The sequence below is a fragment of the Serratia sp. JKS296 genome (genome assembly GCF_900215445.1).
Taxonomy (GTDB): domain Bacteria; phylum Pseudomonadota; class Gammaproteobacteria; order Enterobacterales; family Enterobacteriaceae; genus Serratia; species Serratia marcescens.
On record NZ_OCMX01000001.1, the window covers coordinates 4,527,112 to 4,549,192 of the forward strand.

Below are 22,081 nucleotides of genomic sequence, written 5' to 3' on the forward strand. Positions count from 1 at the left end.
TCCAGACAAATCGGGGGGCACAAAGGCCCCCCGTAAACAGATATAAGCAGATGTGCAATCGTTAAGCGATGGTGCGTTGGATCTCAATGATTTCGAACACTTCGATCATGTCGCCGACGCGCACGTCGTTATAGTTCTTAACGCCGATACCACATTCCATGCCGTTACGGACTTCGTTAACGTCATCTTTGAAGCGGCGCAGGGATTCCAGCTCGCCTTCATAGATAACCACGTTGTCGCGCAGTACGCGGATTGGGTTGTGACGCTTGATGGTCCCTTCGGTAACCATACAGCCGGCGATAGCGCCGAACTTAGGCGATTTGAACACGTCGCGCACTTCGGCCAGGCCGATGATCTGCTGCTTGTATTCCGGCGCCAGCATGCCGCTCATCGCCTGCTTCACTTCGTCGATCAGGTTATAGATCACGGAGTAGTAACGCAGATCCAGGCTTTCCGCTTCGATTACGCGGCGCGCAGAAGCGTCGGCACGCACGTTGAAGCCCAGGATGATGGCGTTGGAAGCCGCAGCCAGCGTCGCGTCGGTTTCGGTGATCCCACCTACGCCGGAGCCGACAATCTTCACCTTCACTTCGTCGGTGGAGAGTTTCAGCAGCGAGTCGCTGATCGCTTCGCAAGAACCCTGTACATCGGATTTCAGTACGATGTTCAGCTCGGACACTTCGCCGTCGGTCATGTTGGCGAACATGTTTTCCAGCTTGGACTTCTGCTGACGCGCCAGTTTGACTTCGCGGAACTTGCCCTGACGGTACAGCGCCACTTCACGCGCTTTCTTCTCGTCGCGCACCACGGTCGCTTCGTCACCCGCTGCAGGCACGCTGGACAGACCCAGGATTTCCACAGGGATAGACGGACCGGCGGAGGTCACTTCACGGCCCAGCTCGTCGCGCATCGCACGCACACGGCCGTATTCGAAGCCACACAGGACGATGTCGCCCTTGTTCAGCGTACCTTCCTGAACCAGCACGGTGGCAACCGGGCCACGGCCTTTATCCAGGAAGGACTCGATCACCACGCCGCTCGCCATGCCGCTGCGTACCGCTTTCAGTTCCAGAACTTCGGCCTGCAGCAGGATAGCCTGCAGCAGCTCGTCGATACCGGTACCGGCTTTCGCGGACACGTGGACGAACTGCGCTTCGCCGCCCCACTCTTCCGGCATCACGCCGTACTGAGACAGTTCTTGCTTAACGCGGTCCGGATCGGCTTCCGGCTTGTCGATTTTGTTCACCGCAACCACCAACGGCACCTGCGCCGCTTTCGCGTGCTGGATAGCTTCGATAGTCTGTGGCATCACGCCGTCATCAGCCGCCACCACCAGAACCACGATGTCAGTCGCCTGAGCACCGCGAGCACGCATCGAGGTAAACGCGGCGTGGCCCGGGGTATCCAGGAAGGTGATCATGCCGTTCTCGGTTTCTACGTGGTAGGCGCCGATGTGCTGGGTAATGCCGCCGGCTTCGCCCGCCGCCACTTTGGTGGAGCGAATGTAGTCCAGCAGAGAGGTTTTACCGTGGTCAACGTGGCCCATGATGGTCACGACCGGCGCGCGCGGCTCGGCCGCAGCGCCCGTATCACGGTCGCTCATCAGCGCTTCTTCCAGCTCGTTTTCACGACGCAGGATAACTTTGTGGCCCATCTCTTCGGCAACCAGCTGCGCGGTTTCCTGGTCGATAACCTGGTTGATGGTGGCCATGGCGCCCAGCTTCATCATCACTTTGATGACCTGGGAACCTTTTACCGCCATCTTGTTGGCCAACTCGGCCACGGTGATGGTTTCGCCGATCACCACGTCGCGGTTAACCACCTGCGCCGGCTTGTTGAAGCCCTGCTGCAGAGCGCTAGGCTTGCGTTTGCCTTTACCGCCACGGGTAACGGCGCGCGCTTCTTCGCGATCCGCTTTGGATTCGGACAGCTTGTTGCCTTTCTTCTGCTTGGTCGCTTTGCCGCCGCGGGTGCGGCTGCGACGATCGCCTTCAACTTTGGCGTCGTTTTCATCTTCTGCGGCACGGGCGTGCTGAGAGGTGGTCACGTGATAGTCGGCGCTTTCAACCGCGGCGCTTGCCGCGTCTGCCTGGGCCCACTTCTCGCCGTTCTCTTCGGCCATGCGACGGGCTTCTTCCGCCACGCGCTTGGCTTCCTCTTCAACCTTGCGGCGCACTTCCTCTTCCGCTTTGCGTTTCAGTTCAGCGGCTTCGGCTTCACGGCGTGCTTTTTCCGCCTGAGCTGGCTTGGTCATTTCGTCGGTATGTTGATTGGTCACTTTTTCTTTTTCCGCTGAATTACGCTTAGCAATCTCCGCGGCCTCACGTTTGGCTTGCTCTTCGGCTGCGCGCTTCGCTTCCGCTTCGCGTTTTGCGAGCTCTTCCGCTTCGCGCCGTGCCTGCTCTTCCGCTTCACGCTGTGCCTGCTCTGCCGCTTCAGCCAACTGGGCTTCCTGCGTATCGCGATTTACATAAGTGCGTTTCTTGCGGACCTCAATTTGCACCGATTTACTTTTACCGCCGGTGCTCGGGATATTCAAGGTGCTGCGCGTTTTGCGCTGCAAAGTGAGTTTACCCGGCGCGCTGCCGTGTTCACGGTTCAGGTGCGCCAGCAATGTTTCTTTTTCTTGCTGGGTAACAGAGTCCGACTCGGACTTGTTGATCCCTGCATCAGCAAACTGCTGTACCAGGCGATCAACCGGAGTCTGAATCTCTGCTGCCAGCGATTTTACGGTTACATCTGTCGTCATGCTGTTCCTTCCTGCTACAGTTATTACGCGTTGTCGCCAAACCAACAGATATTGCGCGCAGCCATGATCAGCTCGCCGGCTTGCTCGTCGCTAAGCCCTTCAATATCAGCCAGATCGTCAACACCCTGCTCGGCAAGATCTTCCAGCGTACAAACCCCACGCGCGGCCAGTTTAAAGGCCATGCTGCGCTCAAGACCCGGCAGGTTGAGCAAATCGTCGGCCGGTTTGTTGTCGCCCAGGCTTTCTTCTTGTGCCAGGGCCAGCGTGGTCAATGCAGCTTTGGCGCGTTCGCGCAATGCTTCAACCGTATCTTCATCCAGACCGTCGATTTCCAACAGCTCTTTGATCGGCACGTAGGCCAGCTCTTCCAGCGTGGAGAAGCCTTCTTCAACCAGTACGGTGGCGAAATCTTCGTCGATATCAAGATACTTGGTGAAGGTATCAATAGCGGCATGAGCCTCGGCCTGGTGCTTGGCCTGCAGGTCGTCCGCCGTCATCACGTTCAGTTCCCAACGATCGTCGCCGCGGTGTTGTTTCAGCAACTGGGAAGCCAAACGCACGTTTTGGCCGTTACGGCCGATCGCCTGTGCCAGGTTGCTGGCTTCAACGGCGATATCCATGGTGCAGTTATCTTCATCTACCACGATCGACGCGACGTCGGCCGGCGCCATGGCGTTGATGACGAATTGCGCTGGGTTATCATCCCACAGAATGATGTCGATGCGTTCGCCGCCGAGCTCGCTCGACACGGCCTGAACGCGCGCACCGCGCATACCTACGCAGGCGCCGACCGGGTCGATGCGCTTGTCGTTGGTTTTCACTGCAATTTTCGCACGGGAGCCAGGATCGCGGGCTGCCGCTTTAATTTCAATCACTTCTTCGCCGATTTCCGGCACTTCGATGCGGAACAGTTCTTTCAGCATTTCCGGGCTGGAACGGCTGACGAACAGCTGCGCGCCGCGGGCTTCAGGACGCACGGCGTACAGTACGCCACGAATGCGGTCGCCCGGACGGAAGTTTTCGCGCGGCAGCATGTCTTCACGGCCAATCACCGCTTCGGCGTTGTTGCCCAGATCCAGCGCGATGCTGTCACGGTTCACTTTCTTCACCACGCCGGTGACGATCTCACCTTCGTGTTCACGGAAAGCGTCGACCACCATCGCGCGCTCGGCCTCGCGCACTTTCTGCACGATAACCTGCTTGGCGGTTTGGGTGGTGATGCGGTCGAAGGTCACGGATTCGATCTGATCTTCGACGTAGCCGCCGAGCTCGATGCTCGGATCTTCAAACTGAGCGGCTTCCAGCGTGATTTCACGCGTTGGCTGCGTCACTTCGTCTACGGCGACCCAACGGCGGAAGGTATCGAAATCGCCGGTTCTGCGGTCAATGCTGACGCGCACGTCGATTTCCTGCTCGTATTTTTTCTTGGTTGCGGTGGCTAATGCAGTTTCCAGCGCTTCGAAAATCTTCTCGCGCGGAAGGGATTTTTCATTGGAAACTGCTTCAACAACAGCCAGAATCTCTTTGTTCATCCTAGTTGCCTCTTCCAAACTTTAAAAGTGGGGTACCAGGTTCGCTTTCTGGATATTGCTCAGCGCGAACACTTCATCTTTCCCTTCCACAGTAACCGTGATCATCTCGCCTTCGACAGACTTGATAATACCCTGCCACTTGCGACGGTTCTGTACCGCCATGCGCAGGACCAGGCTGACTTCTTCACCGAGGAAACGCGTATAATGCTCTGCGGTGAACATCGGGCGATCAAGGCCAGGAGAGGAGACTTCCAAGTTGTAAGCGACCGTGATTGGATCTTCGACGTCCAATACAGCGCTGACCTGGTGGCTGACATCAGCGCAATCATCAACATTGATGCCGTTATCACTATCAATATAGATGCGGAGCGTCGATTGGCGCGCACGAATGAATTCGATGCCTACAAGCTCAAAGCCCAACGCTTCTACCGGTGCCGAAAGCATCTCTGTTAACTGTTGCTCTAATGTGGACAAGCCCACCCCCAAGACATAAAAAAAGGGCTAAATAGCCCAGTGATTCTGTTGCCAAATAACAAAAAACCCCGAAAAATCGGGGCTTTATGCAACTGGACCCTGTTTGCCGCTAGGCGGCCTCGGTACAACTTTCGAGCAAGTGTCATTTTCAAATGATGATCGAGAAAAGCGGATTTCAATCGAAAAGTGTATTTGAAAATAAACACTTAAAGGAAAGTGGTTGCGGGGGCCGGATTTGAACCGACGACCTTCGGGTTATGAGCCCGACGAGCTACCAGGCTGCTCCACCCCGCGTCCGAAAACGTGGCAAATACTACGCCGATAATCGCAAAATTGCAAGTTATCTCTGGGATTTGGTACCGAGGATGGGACTCGAACCCACAAGCCCGTTAGGGCACTACCACCTCAAGGTAGCGTGTCTACCAATTCCACCACCTCGGTACTGATTCTTACTGCTAACGGCCGTTGTTCTTTCGAGTTCACAACCACCGTTTACAAACTTTTACGGCTTACTGCGGGATATCGCTGCTCGGCTTGGCAGGTGCTGCCGGCGCGGTTGTCTGCTCAGTTTTCACCGGCTGACCCAGATTTTCCCACTCGCTGCCTTTCTTGCTTTGGTTGCTGCTGAGGTTGCCCAAAATCAGGCTGATGACGAAGAACAGCGTCGCCAATACAGCAGTCATGCGGGTCATAAAGTTACCGGAACCACTCGAACCGAACAACGTGCCTGATGCACCTGCTCCGAAAGAGGCTCCCATATCAGCGCCTTTACCTTGCTGCAACATAATCAGAGCAACCAGCCCGATTGAAATCAGCAGGAAAATTACCAGAAGAGCTTCGTACATAGTAGTACCCGTATCCTTGCGGCCTCACCGCATGCCAAATGCTTCACACTCATCAAGCAGGCATGTTTATAAACTGCCTACTGAAGCGGGTGTGAATACTAACCAAAGCCGCCAACCCGCGCAAGGGCAATTTGCAGCCGCCGGCGCGTTTGCGGAAAAAAACGCCAACAATCGTCTATTCGGGCTCAGCGATGCCAAGCCCGGTGGCTAACTGTCTGTTTTAACCTGCGGATTTCACCGCGTCGGCGATGCGATGTGCCAGCGCGGTCACCTGCTGCTCGTCCTCGCCCTCCACCATCACGCGGATCAGCGGCTCGGTGCCCGATTTACGCAGCAGCACCCGGCCGCGGCCGGCCAGCTCGGCTTCCACCTGTTCGGTGACCTTGCACACCGCTTCAGATTCCAGCGGATTGTGATCGCCGGCGAAACGCACGTTGACCAGGATCTGCGGCAACAGCTTCATGCCGCTGCACAGGTCATGCAGGCTCATGTGGTTGCGCACCATGGCGGTCAGCACCTGCAACCCGGCCACGATGCCATCGCCGGTGGTGGTTTTGTCCAGCAGGATCACATGGCCGGAGTTTTCCGCACCGATGCGCCAGCCCAACTCCTGCAACTTCTCCAGCACGTAACGGTCGCCCACTTTGGCGCGAGCGAACGGAATGCCCAGCTGTTTCAGCGCCAGTTCCAGCCCCATATTGCTCATCAGGGTGCCGACCGCGCCACCGCGCAGCTGCCCCTGACGCAGGCCTTCGCGGGCGATGATGTACAGGATCTGATCGCCGTCCACCTTGTTGCCCAGGTGATCCACCATCATCACGCGGTCGCCGTCGCCGTCGAACGCCAGGCCAACGTGCGCTTTTTCCTGCAGCACGCGCTCCTGCAGCTGACGCACATCGGTAGCGCCGCATTTCTCGTTGATGTTCATGCCGTCCGGCTCAACGCCGATGGCGATCACCGTGGCGCCCAGCTCGCGCAGCACGCTCGGCGCGATGTGGTAAGTCGCGCCGTTGGCGCAGTCGACCACGATTTTCAGCCCTTTCAGACTCAGCTCGCTCGGGAAGGTGCCTTTGCAGAATTCGATATAGCGACCGGCGGCGTCGATGATGCGGCTGGCTTTACCCAACTCCGCGGACTCCACGCAGGTCAGCGGTTTTTCCATTTCGGCCTCGATCGCTTCTTCGACATTGTCCGGCAGCTTGGCGCCGTCGATCGAGAAAAACTTGATGCCGTTGTCATAGAACGGGTTATGCGAAGCGGAAATGACAATGCCCGCTTCAGCCCGGAAGGTACGCGTCAAATAAGCCACCGCCGGCGTGGGCATCGGCCCGGTGAAGGACGCGGACAATCCGGCGGCCGCCAGGCCGGCTTCCAGCGCGGACTCCAGCATATAGCCGGAGATGCGCGTATCCTTTCCGATGATGATCTTGCGGGAACCGTGACGCGCCAGCACCTTGCCGGCCGCCCAGCCCAGCTTCAGCACGAAGTCCGGCGTGATGGGGCTGTCCCCGACCTTGCCACGGATGCCGTCGGTGCCAAAATATTTGCGCTCGCTCATGTTTCTACTGTCCCTTAGCTGAAAGTGTTGCCTCGACGACACGCATCGCCTCGACGGTTTCTTTAACGTCATGCACTCTGACAATCTGCGCACCCTGCATCGCCGCGATCACCGCGCAGGCCACGCTGCCGATAACCCGTTGATCCGGCGGTACGTTCAACAGTTGTCCAATCATCGATTTGCGCGACATGCCGACCAACAGCGGCAAACCAAAACGATGAAACTCCGACAACCGGGCCAGAAGCTGATAGTTGTGCGCCAAATTTTTACCGAAACCGAAGCCTGGGTCGAGCAGCAATTTCTGATTTGTTATCCCTGCCTCGTTACAGCGCTGGATATGGTGTTCGAAAAACGCCTGAACGTCGGCGATCAGATCGTCGTAGTGCGGTGCCTGTTGCATGGTACGCGGCTGCCCCTGCATGTGCATCAGGCAGACCGGCAGGCCGCTTTCCGCCGCCGCCGCCAGGGCACCCGGCTCCTGCAGCGAACGAATGTCGTTGATCAGATGCGCGCCGGCGTGCGCCGATTCGCGGATCACGCCCGCTTTCGAGGTATCGACCGAGATGAAGACTTCGAAACGCCGCGCCAGCGCTTCCACCACCGGCACGACCCGTTCCAATTCTTCCTCTTCACTCACCTCCGCCGCCCCCGGCCTTGTCGACTCGCCGCCGATATCAATCATCGTAGCGCCGGCCGAAATCAGCGCATGCGCGTGCAGCAACGCCTGATTCAGCGTGTTGTGGCGACCGCCGTCGGAAAACGAATCCGGCGTCACGTTGAGGATGCCCATCACCTGTGGATGAGAGAGGTTGAGCGTCATGTCGCGCACGGTTAACTGCATGTTGTTTCACCTTACTGTTGCCTGGTTCACTGCCCGCCGGGCAAAAAAAACCCCGGCGTACCGGGGTTTGATGTTATTACACAGCCGTTCTTACTTGTCGAGCTGTTCGGACATGGTGTTGCCCGGCGTTGGGGTGCGCGGCTCATCTACCGGCGTCGGGGCTTTCGGGGTGCCACCGTTGTCGGAGCTGTTGCCTTTGTTCGCATCGTCCCAGCCCGCCGGCGGACGCACGTCTTTGCGGTTCATCAGATCGTCGATCTGCGGCGCATCGATGGTTTCATACTTCATCAGCGCATCCTTCATCGAGTGCAGGATGTCCATGTTTTCCATCAGCAGCGAGCGAGCACGCGTGTAGTTACGTTCGATCAGCGACTTCACTTCCTGGTCGATGATACGCGCGGTTTCATCCGACATGTGCTTCGCCTTGGCCACGGAGCGGCCCAGGAACACTTCACCCTCTTCTTCCGCATACAGCAGCGGCCCCAGCTTCTCGGAGAAGCCCCATTGGGTCACCATGTTGCGGGCGATGGAGGTCGCCACTTTGATGTCGTTCGACGCACCGGTAGAGACTTTTTCCGGCCCGTAGATGATCTCTTCCGCCAGACGGCCGCCGTACAGGGTGGAGATTTGGCTCTCCAGCTTCTGACGGCTGGCGCTGATCGCATCCCCTTCCGGCAGGAAGAAGGTCACGCCAAGCGCACGGCCACGAGGAATGATGGTCACTTTGTGTACCGGATCGTGTTCAGGAACCAGGCGGCCGATGATGGCGTGGCCCGCTTCGTGATACGCGGTCGACTCTTTCTGCGCTTCGGTCATCACCATGGAGCGACGTTCCGCACCCATCATGATCTTGTCTTTGGCTTTCTCGAACTCCACCATCGACACCACGCGCTTGTTGCCGCGGGCGGCGAACAGCGCCGCTTCGTTGACCAAGTTGGCCAGGTCGGCACCGGAGAAGCCCGGCGTACCGCGCGCAATGACGGAGGCGTCGATGTCGGCAGCCAACGGCACGCGGCGCATGTGCACCTTCAGGATCTGCTCACGGCCACGCACATCCGGCAGCCCGACCACGACCTGACGGTCGAAACGGCCCGGGCGCAGCAGCGCGGGGTCAAGCACGTCCGGACGGTTGGTGGCCGCGATGACGATGATGCCCTCGTTGCCTTCGAAACCGTCCATCTCAACCAGCATCTGGTTCAGGGTCTGCTCGCGCTCATCGTGACCGCCACCCAGGCCGGCGCCACGCTGGCGGCCGACGGCGTCGATTTCATCGATGAAGATGATGCACGGCGCGGCTTTCTTCGCTTGTTCAAACATGTCACGCACGCGGGATGCCCCCACGCCGACGAACATTTCAACGAAGTCGGAACCGGAAATGGTGAAGAACGGCACCTTCGCTTCGCCGGCGATCGCTTTCGCCAACAGCGTTTTACCGGTCCCCGGCGGGCCGACCATCAGCACGCCTTTCGGGATCTTGCCGCCCAATTTCTGGAAACGGCTCGGCTCGCGCAGGTATTCCACCAGTTCGCTCACCTCTTCTTTCGCTTCGTCACAACCGGCGACATCGGCGAAAGTGGTCTTGATCTGGTCTTCCGTCAGCATGCGGGCCTTGCTCTTGCCGAAGGACATCGCGCCCTTGCCGCCGCCGCCCTGCATTTGCCGCATAAAGAAGATCCAGACCCCGATCAGCAACAGCATCGGGAACCAGGAGATAAAGATAGAAGCCAGCAGGCTCGGCTCTTCAGGCGGCTCGCCGACAACTTTCACATTCTTCGTTAACAACGTATCCAGCAACTTGGGATCGTTGACAGGGATGTAGGTCGTGTATTTGTTACTGTCTTTCTTGGTAACGTTAATTTCACGTCCGTTGATTCGCGCTTCGCGAACCTGGTCCTGGGTCAGTTCGGACATGAAGGTAGAGTAATCCACCCTACGGCCATTCGACTCGCTGGGCCCAAAGCTCTGGAATACAGACATCAACACTACCGCGATGACTAACCAGAGAATTAGGTTTTTCGCCATGTCACTCAAGGGATTAACCTCATCTTACAACTGTGTTAACAAACAGCGTTAGGGTACTACAGTTTGCGCCCTGTCGCTACAATGTACACTTCGCGCGAACGGGCGCGGGAAGCGTCTGGCTTACGAATCTTAACCTTCGTAAACAGGGAGCGAATTTCCCGTAGGTACTCGTCAAAGCCATCTCCCTGGAACACCTTCACCAGGAAACTTCCGCCTGGTGCGAGGACATCACGACACATATCCAGCGCCAACTCCACCAGATACATCGACCTTGGAATGTCGACCGCCGGGGTGCCACTCATATTCGGGGCCATATCGGACATGACCACCTGAACCTTACTCTCGCCTACTCGTTCCAACAGCGCCTTCAGCACCAGTTCATCACGAAAATCGCCCTGAAGGAAATCGACGCCAACGATAGGATCCATTGGCAAAATATCACAGGCGATGATGCGCCCGGTACCGCCGATTTGGGTGACCACATACTGCGACCAGCCGCCCGGTGCGGCGCCCAGGTCAACCACGGTCATGCCCGGTTTGAACAGTTTGTCGCTCTGCTGTATTTCATCAAGTTTAAACCAGGCACGGGAACGCAGTCCCTTTTTCTGCGCCTGCTGTACATATTTATCGCTAAAGTGTTCTTGTAACCAGCGACTGGAGCTAGCCGAACGCTTTTTATTAGCCATCTCGTTTTCCAACTATCATAAAAAGAGTCTTATGTCAGGGTCGCTGCTCACGTAGACTCACACCGGTGAAGACCGATTTGGTGATATACATGAGATGGCGGTAGAATGTACCGTTTTCAATCCCAACTTAAGCAAAAAAGACAATGAATCTGAATAATAAACAAAAACAGCACCTGAAAGGCCTGGCGCATCCGTTAAAACCGGTGGTGATGCTGGGCAATAACGGTCTTACCGAAGGGGTGCTGGCTGAAATTGAACAGGCTCTGGAGCATCATGAGCTGATCAAGGTAAAAATCGCCGCTGAAGATCGCGAAACCAAGACCCTGATCGCCGACGCTATCGTGCGTGAAACGGGCGCCTGCAATGTGCAAGTTATCGGCAGTACACTTATTCTTTACCGCCCGTCGAAAGAGCGCAAGATCAGTCTACCGCGTTAATAACCATCAGGTTAACGAAAAGGTGCCATGCGCCTGACCAAGATAAAAGGCCGCTTGCGGCCTTTTTCCTATCTTTACAAAACGTTGGCGCATTAATGACCAACGGTCCCGATCAGAGATACTCGACCTTCAGGATCTCGTATTCCACGTCGCCGCCAGGGGTTTTGATCACCACCACATCGTCTTGCTCTTTGCCGATCAGGCCGCGCGCCATCGGCGAGTTTACCGAAATCAGATTTTTCTTGAAATCGGCCTCATCGTCGCCAACGATGCGGTAAGTCACTTCTTCTTCGCTGTCCAGATTCATCACCGATACGGTGGCGCCGAAGATCACCCGACCGGTGTTCGGCATCTTGGTGATATCGATCACCTGCGCATTGGACAGCTTGGCTTCGATCTCCTGAATGCGGCCTTCGCAGAAACCCTGCTGTTCGCGGGCGGCATGGTACTCGGCATTTTCTTTCAAGTCGCCGTGTTCACGCGCTTCAGCGATATCCGCAATGATTTTCGGGCGGCGCACGCTTTTCAGATATTCGAGCTCTTCGCGCAGTTTTTCAGCGCCAAACAAGGTCATCGGAATTTGGTTCATCGTATAAATACCTCTAAATCTTTCCTGTTCAAATAACCGTCATCCTGACGTATTCGTATGAAAACACGGTTGGCATTCCGCCCCCCGCCTCCAGGCGACAAACAAAAGAAACCTGACTCGGAACGGGGCCCAAGCCAAGATCGGTTTTGCATTTTGATACGCATTTTAGCCTAGAGTTCCTTGAGGGTCATCGTTTACTTTTTCCCTGATTGCACCGTAGTATGACGGCACGTTATCCAGCTGTTATCCCGAGATTATGCGTTTTTCACGAATTGTCAGTGCATTGGCTTGCGCATTTGTTCTGAATGCGAATGCGGCCCCGGTTGAAGAGTACACACAATATCTGCCTGATGGGGCCAACCTTGCCCTGGTCGTTCAGAAGATCGGTGCCGGTGCGCCGACGATCGATTATCACTCTCAGCAGATGGCGCTGCCGGCCAGCACCCAAAAAGTGCTGACGGCGCTGGCGGCATTGCTGCAACTCGGGCCCGATTACCGTTTCACCACCACGCTGGAGAGCCAGGGCGATATCCGCGACGGCGTGCTGCGCGGCAACCTGATCGCCCGCTTCAGCGGCGATCCGACCTTCAAACGTCAGAGCCTGCGCAATATGGTGGCCGTCCTGAAGAAGCAGGGCGTGCGCCAAATCAGCGGCGACGTGCTGGTCGATACCTCGGTCTTCGCCAGCCATGACAAGGCGCCTGGTTGGCCGTGGAACGATCTGACGCAGTGCTTCAGCGCGCCGCCGGCCGCCGCCATCGTCGATCGCAACTGTTTCTCGGTCTCGCTGTACAGCGCGCCGAACCCGGGCGACATGGCGTTTATCCGCGTCGCCTCCTATTATCCGGTCAATATGTTTAGCCAGGTGCGCACCCTGGCGCGCGGATCCGCAGACGCGCAATACTGCGAACTGGACGTGGTGCCGGGCGAGCTAAACCGCTTTACCCTGACCGGCTGCCTGACGCAGCGCAGCGAACCGCTGCCGTTGGCCTTCGCCATCCAGGACGGTGCCAGCTATGCGGGCGCCATACTGAAAGACGAGCTGACGCAGGCCGATATCCAGATCGACGGGCATTTGAAACGCCAAACGCGCCCCGGCATCACCGGCACGGTGATCGCGCAAACCCAGTCGGCGCCGCTGCACGATCTGTTGAAAATCATGCTGAAGAAATCGGACAACATGATTGCCGATACCGTCTTCCGCACGATCGGCCACGAGCGCTTCGGCGTGCCGGGCACCTGGCGAGCAGGTTCCGATGCGGTACGCCAGGTGCTGCGCCAGAAGGCAGGCATCGATCTGGGCAACACCATCATCGCCGACGGTTCCGGCCTGTCGCGCCACAACCTGCTGGCCCCGGCGACCATGATGCAGGCGCTGCAGTACATCGCGCAGCACGACAACGAGCTGAACTTTATCTCGATGCTGCCGCTGTCCGGCTATGACGGCACCCTGCGCTACCGCGGCGGCCTGCATGAGGCCGGCGTAGACGGCAAGGTGTCGGCCAAGACCGGCGCGCTGCAGGGCGTCTACAACCTGGCGGGCTTCATCACTACCGCCAGCGGCCAGCGCATGGCCTTCGTGCAGTATCTCTCCGGCTACGCCGTGCCGCCGGAAGATCAGAAACAGCGCCGCGCGCCGCTGGTGCGTTTCGAAAGTCGCCTGTATCGGGATATTTACCAAAACAACTGAGGATCGCCATGAAGCTGCTGGTCGTTGAAGATGATGAACTGCTGCAACAAGGGTTGGCGCTGGCGCTGACCGGCGAAGGCTACGTGTGCGACTGCGCCGCCACAGCGGCGGAAGCCAGCAGCCTGCTCATCACCAGCCAATACAGCATGGTGATCCTGGATCTCGGTCTGCCGGACATGGACGGCGCCGCGCTGCTGCGGCAGTGGCGCCGCCAACAGATCGATCTGCCGGTGCTGATCCTGACCGCCCGCGACGCCCTGGAAGACCGCGTCGATGGGCTGGACGCCGGCGCCGACGACTACCTGGTCAAACCCTTCGCGCTGGTTGAGCTGCAGGCGCGCGTGCGCGCCCTCCTGCGGCGCTACCAGGGTCACAGCGACAATCTGATGCAGGTGGATGACCTGCAGTTGAATCTCTCCAGCCAGCAGGTCTATCTGCAACAGCAGCCGGTGGAGGTCACGCCGAAAGAGTTCGCCATTCTGGCGCGCCTGATCATGCGTGCCGGGCAGACGGTCAACCGCGAACTCCTGCAGCAGGATCTCTACACCTGGCAAGACGATTTAGGGTCCAACACCCTGGAAGTGCATATCCACAACCTGCGCCGCAAACTGGGCAAGGATCGCATCCGCACCGTGCGCGGCATCGGCTACCGCCTGGAACCCTCGTCATGATCAGCATGCGCCGCCGCCTGCTGCTGATGCTGGCGCTGATCCTGCTGGTCACGCAACTCATCAGCGCCTTCTGGCTGTGGCACGAAAGCCAGGAACAGATCAGCTTCCTGGTGGACGAAACCCTGTCCGCCAAAGTGCGTACCGAACGCGTCGATACCGAGATCGCCGAGGCCATCGCGTCGCTGTTGGCGCCTTCGCTGATCATGATGATCGTCACGCTGTTGGCGTCGTTTTGGGCCATCAGTTGGATCATCCGCCCACTCAACCAATTGCAGCAACGGCTGGAAAAACGCTCTGCCGATAACCTGACGCCGCTGCCAATCACCAGCGACAGTCAGGAAATGGTGGCGGTCACCAATGCACTCAATCAGCTGTTTTCACGGCTGGATAACACCATTCAACAGGAACGCCTGTTCACTGCCGACGCCGCCCACGAGCTGCGCACGCCGCTGGCCGGCATCCGCCTGCACCTGGAACTGATGGAAAAGCAGGGCGTCAAGGGCAGCCAGGCGCTGATCGCCCGCATCGATCAGCTGATGCACACCGTCGAGCAGTTGCTGATGCTGTCGCGCGCCGGGCAAGACTTCGCCAGCGGCCATTATCAGCATTTCGATTGGGTGGCCGATGTGATCCAGCCGCTGCGTGAAGAGCTCGACGAAATGAGCGCCCAACGCGGGCAGACGCTGGGCTGGCAATTGCCGGCTGCTGCCACCGTGAACGGCGATCCGGTGCTGCTGCGGCTGCTGCTGCGCAACCTGGTCGAAAACGCCCACCGTTACGGCCCGGAAGGCGGCGCGATACAGGTGCGGTTAACGCCGCAAGACAACGGCTATCTGCTGCAGGTCATCGACGATGGCCCGGGAATCAAGGAAGAGATGGTCGGGGAACTGACGCAGGCGTTTCGCCGCATGGATCAACGCTACGGCGGCAGCGGACTGGGCCTGAATATCGTGATCCGCATCGCGCAACTGCACCAGGGGCGTTTGACGCTGGAAAACCGCCGCGATGCGCGCGGCCTGAATGCCCAGTGCTGGCTGCCGGAAAAGGCGCTCAAATAACAAGGGCCCAGCGTTGCTGAGCCCTTTATCACCGAATTACTTCTGGTAAATGATTTCGACGCCTTCGTCGTCGTCTTCGTCCCAGTCGTCATCCCAGTCATCTTCCGCTTCGGCTTCCACTTCCGCGATTTGCTCGCGGTGGTAGTCATCCCACATGAATTCGACTTTTTCCGGTGCGCTTTCTTCGATCGCCATCGCTTTCGGCTGGGTGTTGATGAAGTTCATCACGTCCCAGCACAGCGCATTGACGCCTTCGCGGTTGGCGGCGGAGATCATGTAGTACTTCCCTTCCCAGCCCATGCCTTCCACAATCGCCTTGGCGCGTTCGGCGGCTTCTTCCTCACCAATCACATCAATTTTGTTGAACACCAGCCAGCGCGGCTTCTGCGCCAGATTTTCGCTGTATTGGTTCAACTCGTTGATAATGACTTTGGCGTTTTCCACCGGATCGGATTCGTCGATCGGCGCGATGTCCACCAGGTGCAGCAGCACGCGGCAACGCTCCAGGTGTTTCAGGAAACGAATACCCAGGCCGGCGCCTTCCGAGGCGCCCTCGATCAGCCCCGGAATGTCGGCGACCACAAAGCTCTGCTCGTGGTCCATGCGCACCACGCCCAGGCTCGGCACCAGCGTGGTGAACGGATAATCGGCCACCTTCGGCTTGGCGGCGGACACCGCGCGGATGAAGGTCGATTTGCCGGCGTTCGGCAGCCCCAGCATGCCCACATCGGCCAGCAGCAACAGCTCCAGCAACAGGTCACGCGCTTCGCCGGCGGTACCCAGCGTCTTCTGACGCGGCGCGCGGTTGACCGAAGATTTGAAACGGGTGTTGCCCAGACCGTGCCAGCCGCCTTTGGCGACCATCAGCTTCTGCTCGTGGCGGGTCATGTCGCCGAGGATCTCGCCGGTGCCCTGATCCTTCACGCGCGTGCCGACCGGCACCTTAATGATGACGTCTTTACCGCGTTTGCCGGTACAATCGCGGCTCTGGCCATTCTGGCCGCGCTCAGCGCGGAAAGACTTCTCAAAGCGGTAGTCGATCAGGGTGTTAAGGTTCTCGTCCGCCAGCAGGTAGACGTCGCCGCCGTCGCCGCCGTCACCGCCGTCAGGCCCACCATTCGGGATATATTTTTCGCGGCGGAAGCTGACGCACCCGTTGCCGCCGTCGCCTGCAACGACCAGAATCGCTGCTTCATCTACAAACTTCATTTACCGTCTCCGTAAATCATTCACCGGGCTGCTTCAAAGGAGCAACCAGGGGGGGGTCTGCCCGTCGCGGCCACCACCGGTGACCAATTGCGGAAAACATGGCGCCCGCCACAACCACAAACGCACCGACATAGCCGACGATATTCAGCGTCGGCATGGCGAATGCCTGGGGCCAAGCCAGCGCCAATAAATCTGAAAACAGCAGGGTAAACAGCGGGGTCAGCGTAACCAACGCGCTCACCTGCGCCGCCTGCCAGCGCGCCATCGCTTCTGCCAGCGCGCCATAGCCGATCAGCGTGTTGGCACCGCAAAACAGCAGGCACGCTAATTGCCAGCCGCTAAGCTGGAAAATCACCTCGGGTTTGGCCAGAGGGAACAACGCAATCGCACATAAAGTGTACAACATAACCAGGATCTGCGGCGAAGCCAGCCGGCGCAGCAACACCTTCTGCGCCACGCCATAGCTCACCCAGACCATCGCCGCGCACACGCCCAGCATGACGCCCAGCGTGTAGTCCGTCAGCCGGGTGAAGATCTCTATCAGACTGACGTTGAAAAACAGCATCAGCCCGCAAATCAGCATCAGGGCGCCAATGACCTGGGTGATGCGCATGCGTTCTTTTAAAATCAGCACGCTGGCGAACATCATACCGACTGGCGACAGCTGGCCAATCACCTGCGACGCCGTCGGGCTCAGGTATTGCAGCGAGGAGCTGAAGAACACAAAGTTGCCAAGCAGCCCCGCCGTCGCGATCGCCAACAGCAGCAGCCAACGCGGCTGGCGGAACATCGTCAGCGGCGGCAGCTTGCCGCGCACCGCAAGGATCAGGCCCAAACCGATGGCGGCCATGGTAAAGCGATACCAGACAACGGTAAACGGCTCCATCACCACCAACACTTCTTTCATCGCGATCGGCAACGCGCCCCAGCAAACCGCCGTGGTTAACGCCAAAGAAATACCAACGCCGACCTGCTGCTTCGTATCCATATCACCTTCGCCAACGCTGACGGGCCTGCCCTCAGGCAACCCATAAATGTAAAAAGCCCCGCAACGAATTGCGGGGCTTACATCTATTTCGTAAGGCTCGAAAAATTATTCAGCTTCGATGCTGATGAATTTACGATTGCTCGGGCCTTTAACTTCGAATTTGACTTTACCGTCTTTCAAAGCAAACAGAGTGTGGTCTTTGCCGCAACCCACGTTGGTACCAGCGTGGAATTTGGTGCCGCGCTGACGAACGATGATGCTGCCTGCCAGTACTGCTTCGCCGCCAAAGCGTTTTACGCCCAGACGTTTAGCTTCTGAATCGCGACCGTTACGAGTCGAGCCGCCAGCCTTTTTGTGTGCCATTAATCCGCTCTCCTAACTTAAGCGCTGATGCCGGTGATTTTAACGTCAGTGAACCACTGACGGTGGCCCTGCTGCTTACGGTGGTGTTTACGACGACGAAACTTAACGATTTTAATTTTCTCGCCACGACCGTGAGCAACGACTTCAGCTTTGATCTTGCCGCCATCGACGAAAGGAACGCCGATTTTGATATCTTCGCCATTAGCGATCATCAGAATCTGGTCAAACTCAACCGCTTCACCAGTTGCGATGTCCAGCTTTTCCAAGCGAACGGTCTGACCTTCGCTTACTCGGTGTTGTTTACCACCACTTTGGAAAACCGCGTACATATAAAACTCCGCTTTCCGCGTGCCCGACTGTGTTAGTTCAGAGCGCGCTATAAATATTCACAATAGGGCGCGAATTCTACGCAAAAAAGCAGCGCATGACAAGAGCAGAATAAGACCAGAACAAGAAAAAAGAAGAAAAAAAGCGCAGTTTCTTTCGTGGCGTTTATCTGAACCGTTTTTCAAGTACAATCATAGGGACAGTTACCGCCATGTACCGATGTGAGCAGCGATCTCAACGCGGTGAAGAGAAACACAGCTGAAAAAAACACAATGAACCTAGAGCAAATTACCGAGTTAACCGCGCAAGATATGGCGGCCGTGAACGCAACAATTCTCGAACAGCTGAATTCCGATGTCACGCTCATCAATCAGCTTGGCTATTACATTATCAGTGGTGGCGGTAAGCGCATCCGGCCGATGATCGCCGTCCTGGCGGCGCGGGCGTTGGGCTACGAAGGCAACAAGCACGTCACCGTCGCCGCCCTGATCGAATTCATTCATACCGCCACGCTGCTGCATGACGACGTCGTCGACGAATCGGACATGCGCCGCGGCAAAGCCACCGCCAACGCGGCGTTCGGCAACGCCGCCAGCGTGCTGGTCGGCGACTTTATCTATACCCGCGCCTTCCAGATGATGACCAGCCTGGAATCCCTGCGCGTGCTGGCGCTGATGTCGGAGGCGGTCAACGTCATCGCCGAAGGTGAAGTGCTGCAGTTGATGAACGTGCACGATCCCGACATCAGCGAAGAAAGTTATATGCGGGTGATCTACAGCAAAACCGCCCGTCTGTTTGAAGCGGCGGCGCAATCGTCGGCGATCCTGTCCGGCGCCAGCGCTGAGCAAGAACAGGCGCTGCAAGATTATGGCCGCTACCTCGGCACCGCTTTCCAGCTGATCGACGATCTGCTCGACTACAGCGCCGACGGCAGCACCCTGGGCAAAAACACCGGCGACGATCTGAACGAAGGGAAACCGACCCTGCCGCTGCTGCACGCGATGCACAACGGCGACGACGCCCAGCGTGACATGATCCGCGGCGCGATTGAGCAAGGCAACGGCCGTCACCTGTTGGAGCCGGTGCTGCAGGCGATGCAGCAATGCGGTTCGCTGGAATACACCCGCAAACGCGCCGAGGAAGAAGCCGACAAGGCGATCGCCGCGCTGCAGGTATTGCCGGCATCAGAGCACCGAACAGCGCTGGAAGGCCTGGCCCATTTGGCGGTACAACGCGACTTTTAAGAAATCGTGATTTCCAAATGTATTCATCAGGCCCGCCCAGGCGGGCCTGCCTAGGTATTGCTCTCTTCGTCGATACGCGCCAGCAGGCCGCCAATCCCTTCCCGCATCAGGAAAGCCACCATTCTCTCGCGCTCGCTCTCCGTCAAATGGTAGTAATACTCGATCCAGACCGCCAACGGATCCTGGCGTTCTACGTCATATGCCGCCCCGTCTTCCTTCAGCGCCAGCAGGTTACGCACGCCTGGAGGCAGGCTGTCGATATGGTACTCCAACGCTTTTCCCTGCACGCCTTTACGCCTGCGGCTGATCCAGCCTTCGCGTCGGGCCATCAGATTGATTCCCTGTGGTGAGGAGGGTAATCCTGCGATGCCTGTCAGTTCCTTGGCGGCAAACCACTCGTTTTTCATAGCCATCATCTCTGGGCAATAGTGGGCAATGTCGTTTTTTGGAAATTACCTGGGTATTTTTTAGGAAATTTAATGGTATTCTTATTTCCGAATAAGCGTTTCACGTTGTTCAAACGCTTAACCATGACCCGTTAGTTATACCACTAACGCAACTTTGGCTAATCAGAAAAGGAATGTAAACATGAATTCAAGGAACCCAGATTGGCATCCGGCAGATATCATCGCGGCGCTACGCAAGCAGGGCACCACGCTGGCGGCAGTGTCGCGCAAGGCCGGATTAAGCTCATCGACGCTGGCCAATGCGCTGTCGCGCCCGTGGCCGAAGGGGGAATGGCTGATCGCCGAAGCGATAGGCATCCACCCTTCGGAGATCTGGCCAAGCCGCTATTACGATCCGCACAACGATTGCCTGCTGGATCGCAAAGCACGTATCAAATCGTGAACGCGGAGCAAAAAAAAACCGCCGGAACAGCGTCCGGCGGCGTTTATCGGCTGACTATCGGTGTCGATCAGTTATTGATGAACTTCTCGCCCAGTTCGATATCTTTATGCAGCACGTCCAGCATCTCGTTCAGCGCTTTCTGCTCGAAGGCGCTCAGGGTGCCGATATCTTTGCGTTCTTCAACGCCGTTTTTGCCCAGCACCAGCGGCTGCGCGAAAAAGCGAGCGTATTTGCCGTCGCCTTCAACGTAAGCGCATTCCACAACGCCTTTCTCGCCCTGCAGCGCACGCACCAGAGACAGACCGAAACGGGCGGCCGCCTGACCCATGGACAGCGTTGCAGATCCGCCGCCGGCTTTGGCTTCCACCACTTCGGTACCGGCATTCTGAATGCGTTTGGTCAGATCCGCCACTTCCTGCTCGGTGAAGCTCACGCCAGGGATCTGCGACAGCAGAGGCAGGATGGTCACGCCAGAGTGGCCGCCGATCACCGGTACGTTCAACTCTTCCGGCTGCTTGCCTTTCAGCTCGGCCACGAAGGTGTTGGAACGGATGATATCCAGCGAAGTCACGCCGAACAGTTTGTTCTTGTCGTAAACGCCGGCTTTTTTCAGCACTTCCGCCGCGATGGCAACCGTGGTGTTAACCGGGTTGGTGATGATGCCGATGCAGGCTTTCGGGCAAGTTTTCGCCACTTGCTCAATCAGATTACGCACGATGCCGGCGTTAACGTTGAACAGGTCAGAGCGATCCATGCCAGGCTTACGGGCCACGCCGGCGGAAATCAGCACCACGTCCGCGCCGTGCAGAGCCGGAGTCGCGTCTTCGCCGCTGAAGCCTTTGATTTTAACTGCGGTTGGGATGTGGCTTAAGTCGACGGCAACGCCTGGGGTAACGGGGGCAATGTCGTAGAGAGAGAGTTCAGAACCTGAAGGAAGCTGGGTTTTGAGTAGAAGGGCGAGGGCCTGGCCGATACCGCCAGCAGCACCGAGAACTGCAACTTTCATCCTATACTCCTTTATTATCTTAAATATATAAAGCGCCGTGAATGTGTTGGTTACGGACCTTAAGTTATTACACCTTTCAAAACAATAAATTAGCCAATTCTTGCCTGCAGGTGTAATAAAACGGCCGCTGTCGCGCCCATTTTAGATTAAATCGCTTACGCATTAAGGGCATAGCGCACACTAATCAAAAATAGTGCGAGGTTATTCACGAGCAAGTTAACCGGCCGTTACATTACACCCTTACGCAACATCAGAACAACATCATTTTAATAACATTTTATTTACCACCGCAGGCCGATTTTCCGTCGTCAAAAGGGCATATTCATCGCGGCCGGATTTTGTTAAAATGCCGCCCTTTCCTCGCCGTCCGGTCATTTTTATTTTCTTTGGGGCGGCCTTTGTTGCATAAAAATTCATCTATATGCATAATCATGACTTCCACTATCAACATTCCACGGTGCAAAATGCGTAATCCCGCAAAACAGGAAGATCTGATCAAGACGTTCAAAGCGTTATTGAAAGAAGAAAAATTCAGTTCTCAAGGCGAGATCGTTTTGGCGCTGCAAGAAGAAGGCTTCGAAAACATTAACCAATCCAAAGTATCGCGCATGCTGACCAAGTTCGGCGCGGTACGTACGCGCAATGCCAAAATGGAAATGGTGTATTGCCTTCCTGCCGAACTCGGCGTGCCGACCACCACCAGCCCATTGAAGAATCTGGTGCTCGACGTCGACCATAACGATGCCGTCGTGGTGATCCACACCAGCCCGGGCGCCGCGCAGCTGATCGCCCGCCTGCTCGACTCACTGGGTAAATCCCAGGGTATCCTCGGCACAATTGCCGGCGACGACACGATTTTCGTCACCCCGTCCAGCGGCTTTACCGCTCAGAAGCTGCATGAAGCGATCCTGGGCGTGTTCGAGCAAGAGCTGTGAAACCTGGC

The 22,081-nt window shown here is 57.3% G+C and carries 22 protein-coding genes and 2 tRNA genes; 7 read left to right on the forward strand and 17 right to left on the reverse strand.

Going from position 1 to position 22,081, the window contains the following annotated elements; all coding sequences use genetic code 11:
• Positions 1-61 precede the first annotated feature (61 nt).
• From infB to rlmE, 10 genes are all read right to left on the reverse strand, one after another.
• Entirely contained in the window at positions 62-2,749 is a 2,688-nt protein-coding gene (infB, locus tag CRO23_RS21700; RefSeq protein ID WP_004933511.1) for a translation initiation factor IF-2, read from the reverse strand.
• A 23-nt stretch (positions 2,750-2,772) separates the two neighbouring features.
• On the reverse strand, positions 2,773-4,281 hold the full coding sequence (gene nusA / locus CRO23_RS21705) for a transcription termination factor NusA (protein ID WP_004933514.1): 1,509 nt from the start codon (positions 4,279-4,281) through the stop codon (positions 2,773-2,775).
• A gap of 21 nt (positions 4,282-4,302) precedes the next feature.
• Positions 4,303-4,755 (reverse strand): ribosome maturation factor RimP, encoded by a 453-nt coding sequence (rimP, locus tag CRO23_RS21710; RefSeq protein WP_028127574.1) that lies wholly within the window; start codon positions 4,753-4,755, stop codon positions 4,303-4,305.
• A gap of 217 nt (positions 4,756-4,972) precedes the next feature.
• Positions 4,973-5,049 (reverse strand) — tRNA-Met (locus CRO23_RS21715).
• Positions 5,050-5,109: 60 nt separating this feature from the next.
• Positions 5,110-5,196 (reverse strand) — tRNA-Leu (locus CRO23_RS21720).
• 68 nt (positions 5,197-5,264) lie between these two features.
• Positions 5,265-5,600: a preprotein translocase subunit SecG gene (gene secG, locus CRO23_RS21725; RefSeq protein WP_004933519.1), complete on the reverse strand. Its 336-nt coding sequence runs from the start codon at positions 5,598-5,600 to the stop codon at positions 5,265-5,267.
• 220 nt (positions 5,601-5,820) lie between these two features.
• Complete coding sequence (gene glmM, locus CRO23_RS21730) at positions 5,821-7,158, reverse strand: phosphoglucosamine mutase (RefSeq protein WP_097102912.1); 1,338 nt, start codon at positions 7,156-7,158, stop codon at positions 5,821-5,823.
• A gap of 4 nt (positions 7,159-7,162) precedes the next feature.
• The gene (gene folP / locus CRO23_RS21735) at positions 7,163-7,999 is read right to left on the reverse strand and encodes a dihydropteroate synthase (protein WP_079449998.1); all 837 of its coding nucleotides are present in this window, start codon (positions 7,997-7,999) and stop codon (positions 7,163-7,165) included.
• 90 nt (positions 8,000-8,089) lie between these two features.
• Positions 8,090-10,021 (reverse strand): ATP-dependent zinc metalloprotease FtsH, encoded by a 1,932-nt coding sequence (ftsH, locus tag CRO23_RS21740; RefSeq protein WP_004933529.1) that lies wholly within the window; start codon positions 10,019-10,021, stop codon positions 8,090-8,092.
• A gap of 56 nt (positions 10,022-10,077) precedes the next feature.
• A complete protein-coding gene (gene rlmE / locus CRO23_RS21745) occupies positions 10,078-10,707 on the reverse strand; it encodes a 23S rRNA (uridine(2552)-2'-O)-methyltransferase RlmE (protein ID WP_004933533.1) in 630 nt (209 codons plus the stop codon).
• Positions 10,708-10,850: 143 nt separating this feature from the next.
• Between rlmE and yhbY the strand changes: the two genes are divergently transcribed.
• The gene (gene yhbY, locus CRO23_RS21750) at positions 10,851-11,144 is read left to right on the forward strand and encodes a ribosome assembly RNA-binding protein YhbY (RefSeq protein WP_004933536.1); all 294 of its coding nucleotides are present in this window, start codon (positions 10,851-10,853) and stop codon (positions 11,142-11,144) included.
• Between the two features lie 112 nt (positions 11,145-11,256).
• On the opposite strand, the gene greA is transcribed toward yhbY, so the two are convergent.
• Entirely contained in the window at positions 11,257-11,733 is a 477-nt protein-coding gene (gene greA, locus CRO23_RS21755) for a transcription elongation factor GreA (protein ID WP_004933539.1), read from the reverse strand.
• A gap of 256 nt (positions 11,734-11,989) precedes the next feature.
• Between greA and dacB the strand changes: the two genes are divergently transcribed.
• From dacB to pmrB, 3 genes are read left to right on the forward strand one after another with little or no spacing between them, the layout of a single operon-like run.
• Entirely contained in the window at positions 11,990-13,423 is a 1,434-nt protein-coding gene (dacB, locus tag CRO23_RS21760) for a serine-type D-Ala-D-Ala carboxypeptidase (RefSeq protein WP_028127573.1), read from the forward strand.
• A gap of 8 nt (positions 13,424-13,431) precedes the next feature.
• Entirely contained in the window at positions 13,432-14,094 is a 663-nt protein-coding gene (gene pmrA, locus CRO23_RS21765) for a two-component system response regulator PmrA (protein ID WP_004933545.1), read from the forward strand.
• A complete protein-coding gene (pmrB, locus tag CRO23_RS21770; protein WP_097102914.1) occupies positions 14,091-15,152 on the forward strand; it encodes a two-component system sensor histidine kinase PmrB in 1,062 nt (353 codons plus the stop codon). Before pmrA ends, pmrB begins: the two co-directional genes overlap by 4 nt.
• A gap of 36 nt (positions 15,153-15,188) precedes the next feature.
• On the opposite strand, the gene cgtA is transcribed toward pmrB, so the two are convergent.
• From cgtA to rplU, 4 genes are all read right to left on the reverse strand, one after another.
• Positions 15,189-16,361: an Obg family GTPase CgtA gene (cgtA, locus tag CRO23_RS21775; protein WP_004933553.1), complete on the reverse strand. Its 1,173-nt coding sequence runs from the start codon at positions 16,359-16,361 to the stop codon at positions 15,189-15,191.
• Between the two features lie 16 nt (positions 16,362-16,377).
• Positions 16,378-17,349 carry a DMT family transporter gene (locus tag CRO23_RS21780; protein WP_016929330.1) on the reverse strand — a complete coding sequence of 324 codons (972 nt, stop codon included), beginning with the start codon at positions 17,347-17,349 and terminating at the stop codon, positions 16,378-16,380.
• Positions 17,350-17,454: 105 nt separating this feature from the next.
• Positions 17,455-17,712 (reverse strand): 50S ribosomal protein L27, encoded by a 258-nt coding sequence (gene rpmA / locus CRO23_RS21785; RefSeq protein ID WP_004933559.1) that lies wholly within the window; start codon positions 17,710-17,712, stop codon positions 17,455-17,457.
• A 17-nt stretch (positions 17,713-17,729) separates the two neighbouring features.
• Entirely contained in the window at positions 17,730-18,041 is a 312-nt protein-coding gene (gene rplU / locus CRO23_RS21790; RefSeq protein ID WP_004933561.1) for a 50S ribosomal protein L21, read from the reverse strand.
• Positions 18,042-18,311: 270 nt separating this feature from the next.
• Here rplU and ispB point away from each other — a divergent pair, with 270 nt between their 5' ends.
• On the forward strand, positions 18,312-19,283 hold the full coding sequence (ispB, locus tag CRO23_RS21795; protein WP_016929331.1) for an octaprenyl diphosphate synthase: 972 nt from the start codon (positions 18,312-18,314) through the stop codon (positions 19,281-19,283).
• Positions 19,284-19,333: 50 nt separating this feature from the next.
• Here ispB and CRO23_RS21800 read toward each other — a convergent pair whose 3' ends face one another.
• The gene (locus CRO23_RS21800; RefSeq protein ID WP_028127572.1) at positions 19,334-19,690 is read right to left on the reverse strand and encodes a DNA-binding protein; all 357 of its coding nucleotides are present in this window, start codon (positions 19,688-19,690) and stop codon (positions 19,334-19,336) included.
• A 181-nt stretch (positions 19,691-19,871) separates the two neighbouring features.
• Here CRO23_RS21800 and CRO23_RS21805 point away from each other — a divergent pair, with 181 nt between their 5' ends.
• Positions 19,872-20,132 carry a helix-turn-helix domain-containing protein gene (locus CRO23_RS21805; RefSeq protein ID WP_016929333.1) on the forward strand — a complete coding sequence of 87 codons (261 nt, stop codon included), beginning with the start codon at positions 19,872-19,874 and terminating at the stop codon, positions 20,130-20,132.
• 67 nt (positions 20,133-20,199) lie between these two features.
• Here the strand turns inward: CRO23_RS21805 and mdh are convergent, their stop codons facing one another.
• Positions 20,200-21,138: a malate dehydrogenase gene (gene mdh / locus CRO23_RS21810; protein WP_028127571.1), complete on the reverse strand. Its 939-nt coding sequence runs from the start codon at positions 21,136-21,138 to the stop codon at positions 20,200-20,202.
• 464 nt (positions 21,139-21,602) lie between these two features.
• Here mdh and argR point away from each other — a divergent pair, with 464 nt between their 5' ends.
• On the forward strand, positions 21,603-22,073 hold the full coding sequence (gene argR, locus CRO23_RS21815; protein ID WP_016929335.1) for a transcriptional regulator ArgR: 471 nt from the start codon (positions 21,603-21,605) through the stop codon (positions 22,071-22,073).
• Positions 22,074-22,081 lie beyond the last annotated feature (8 nt).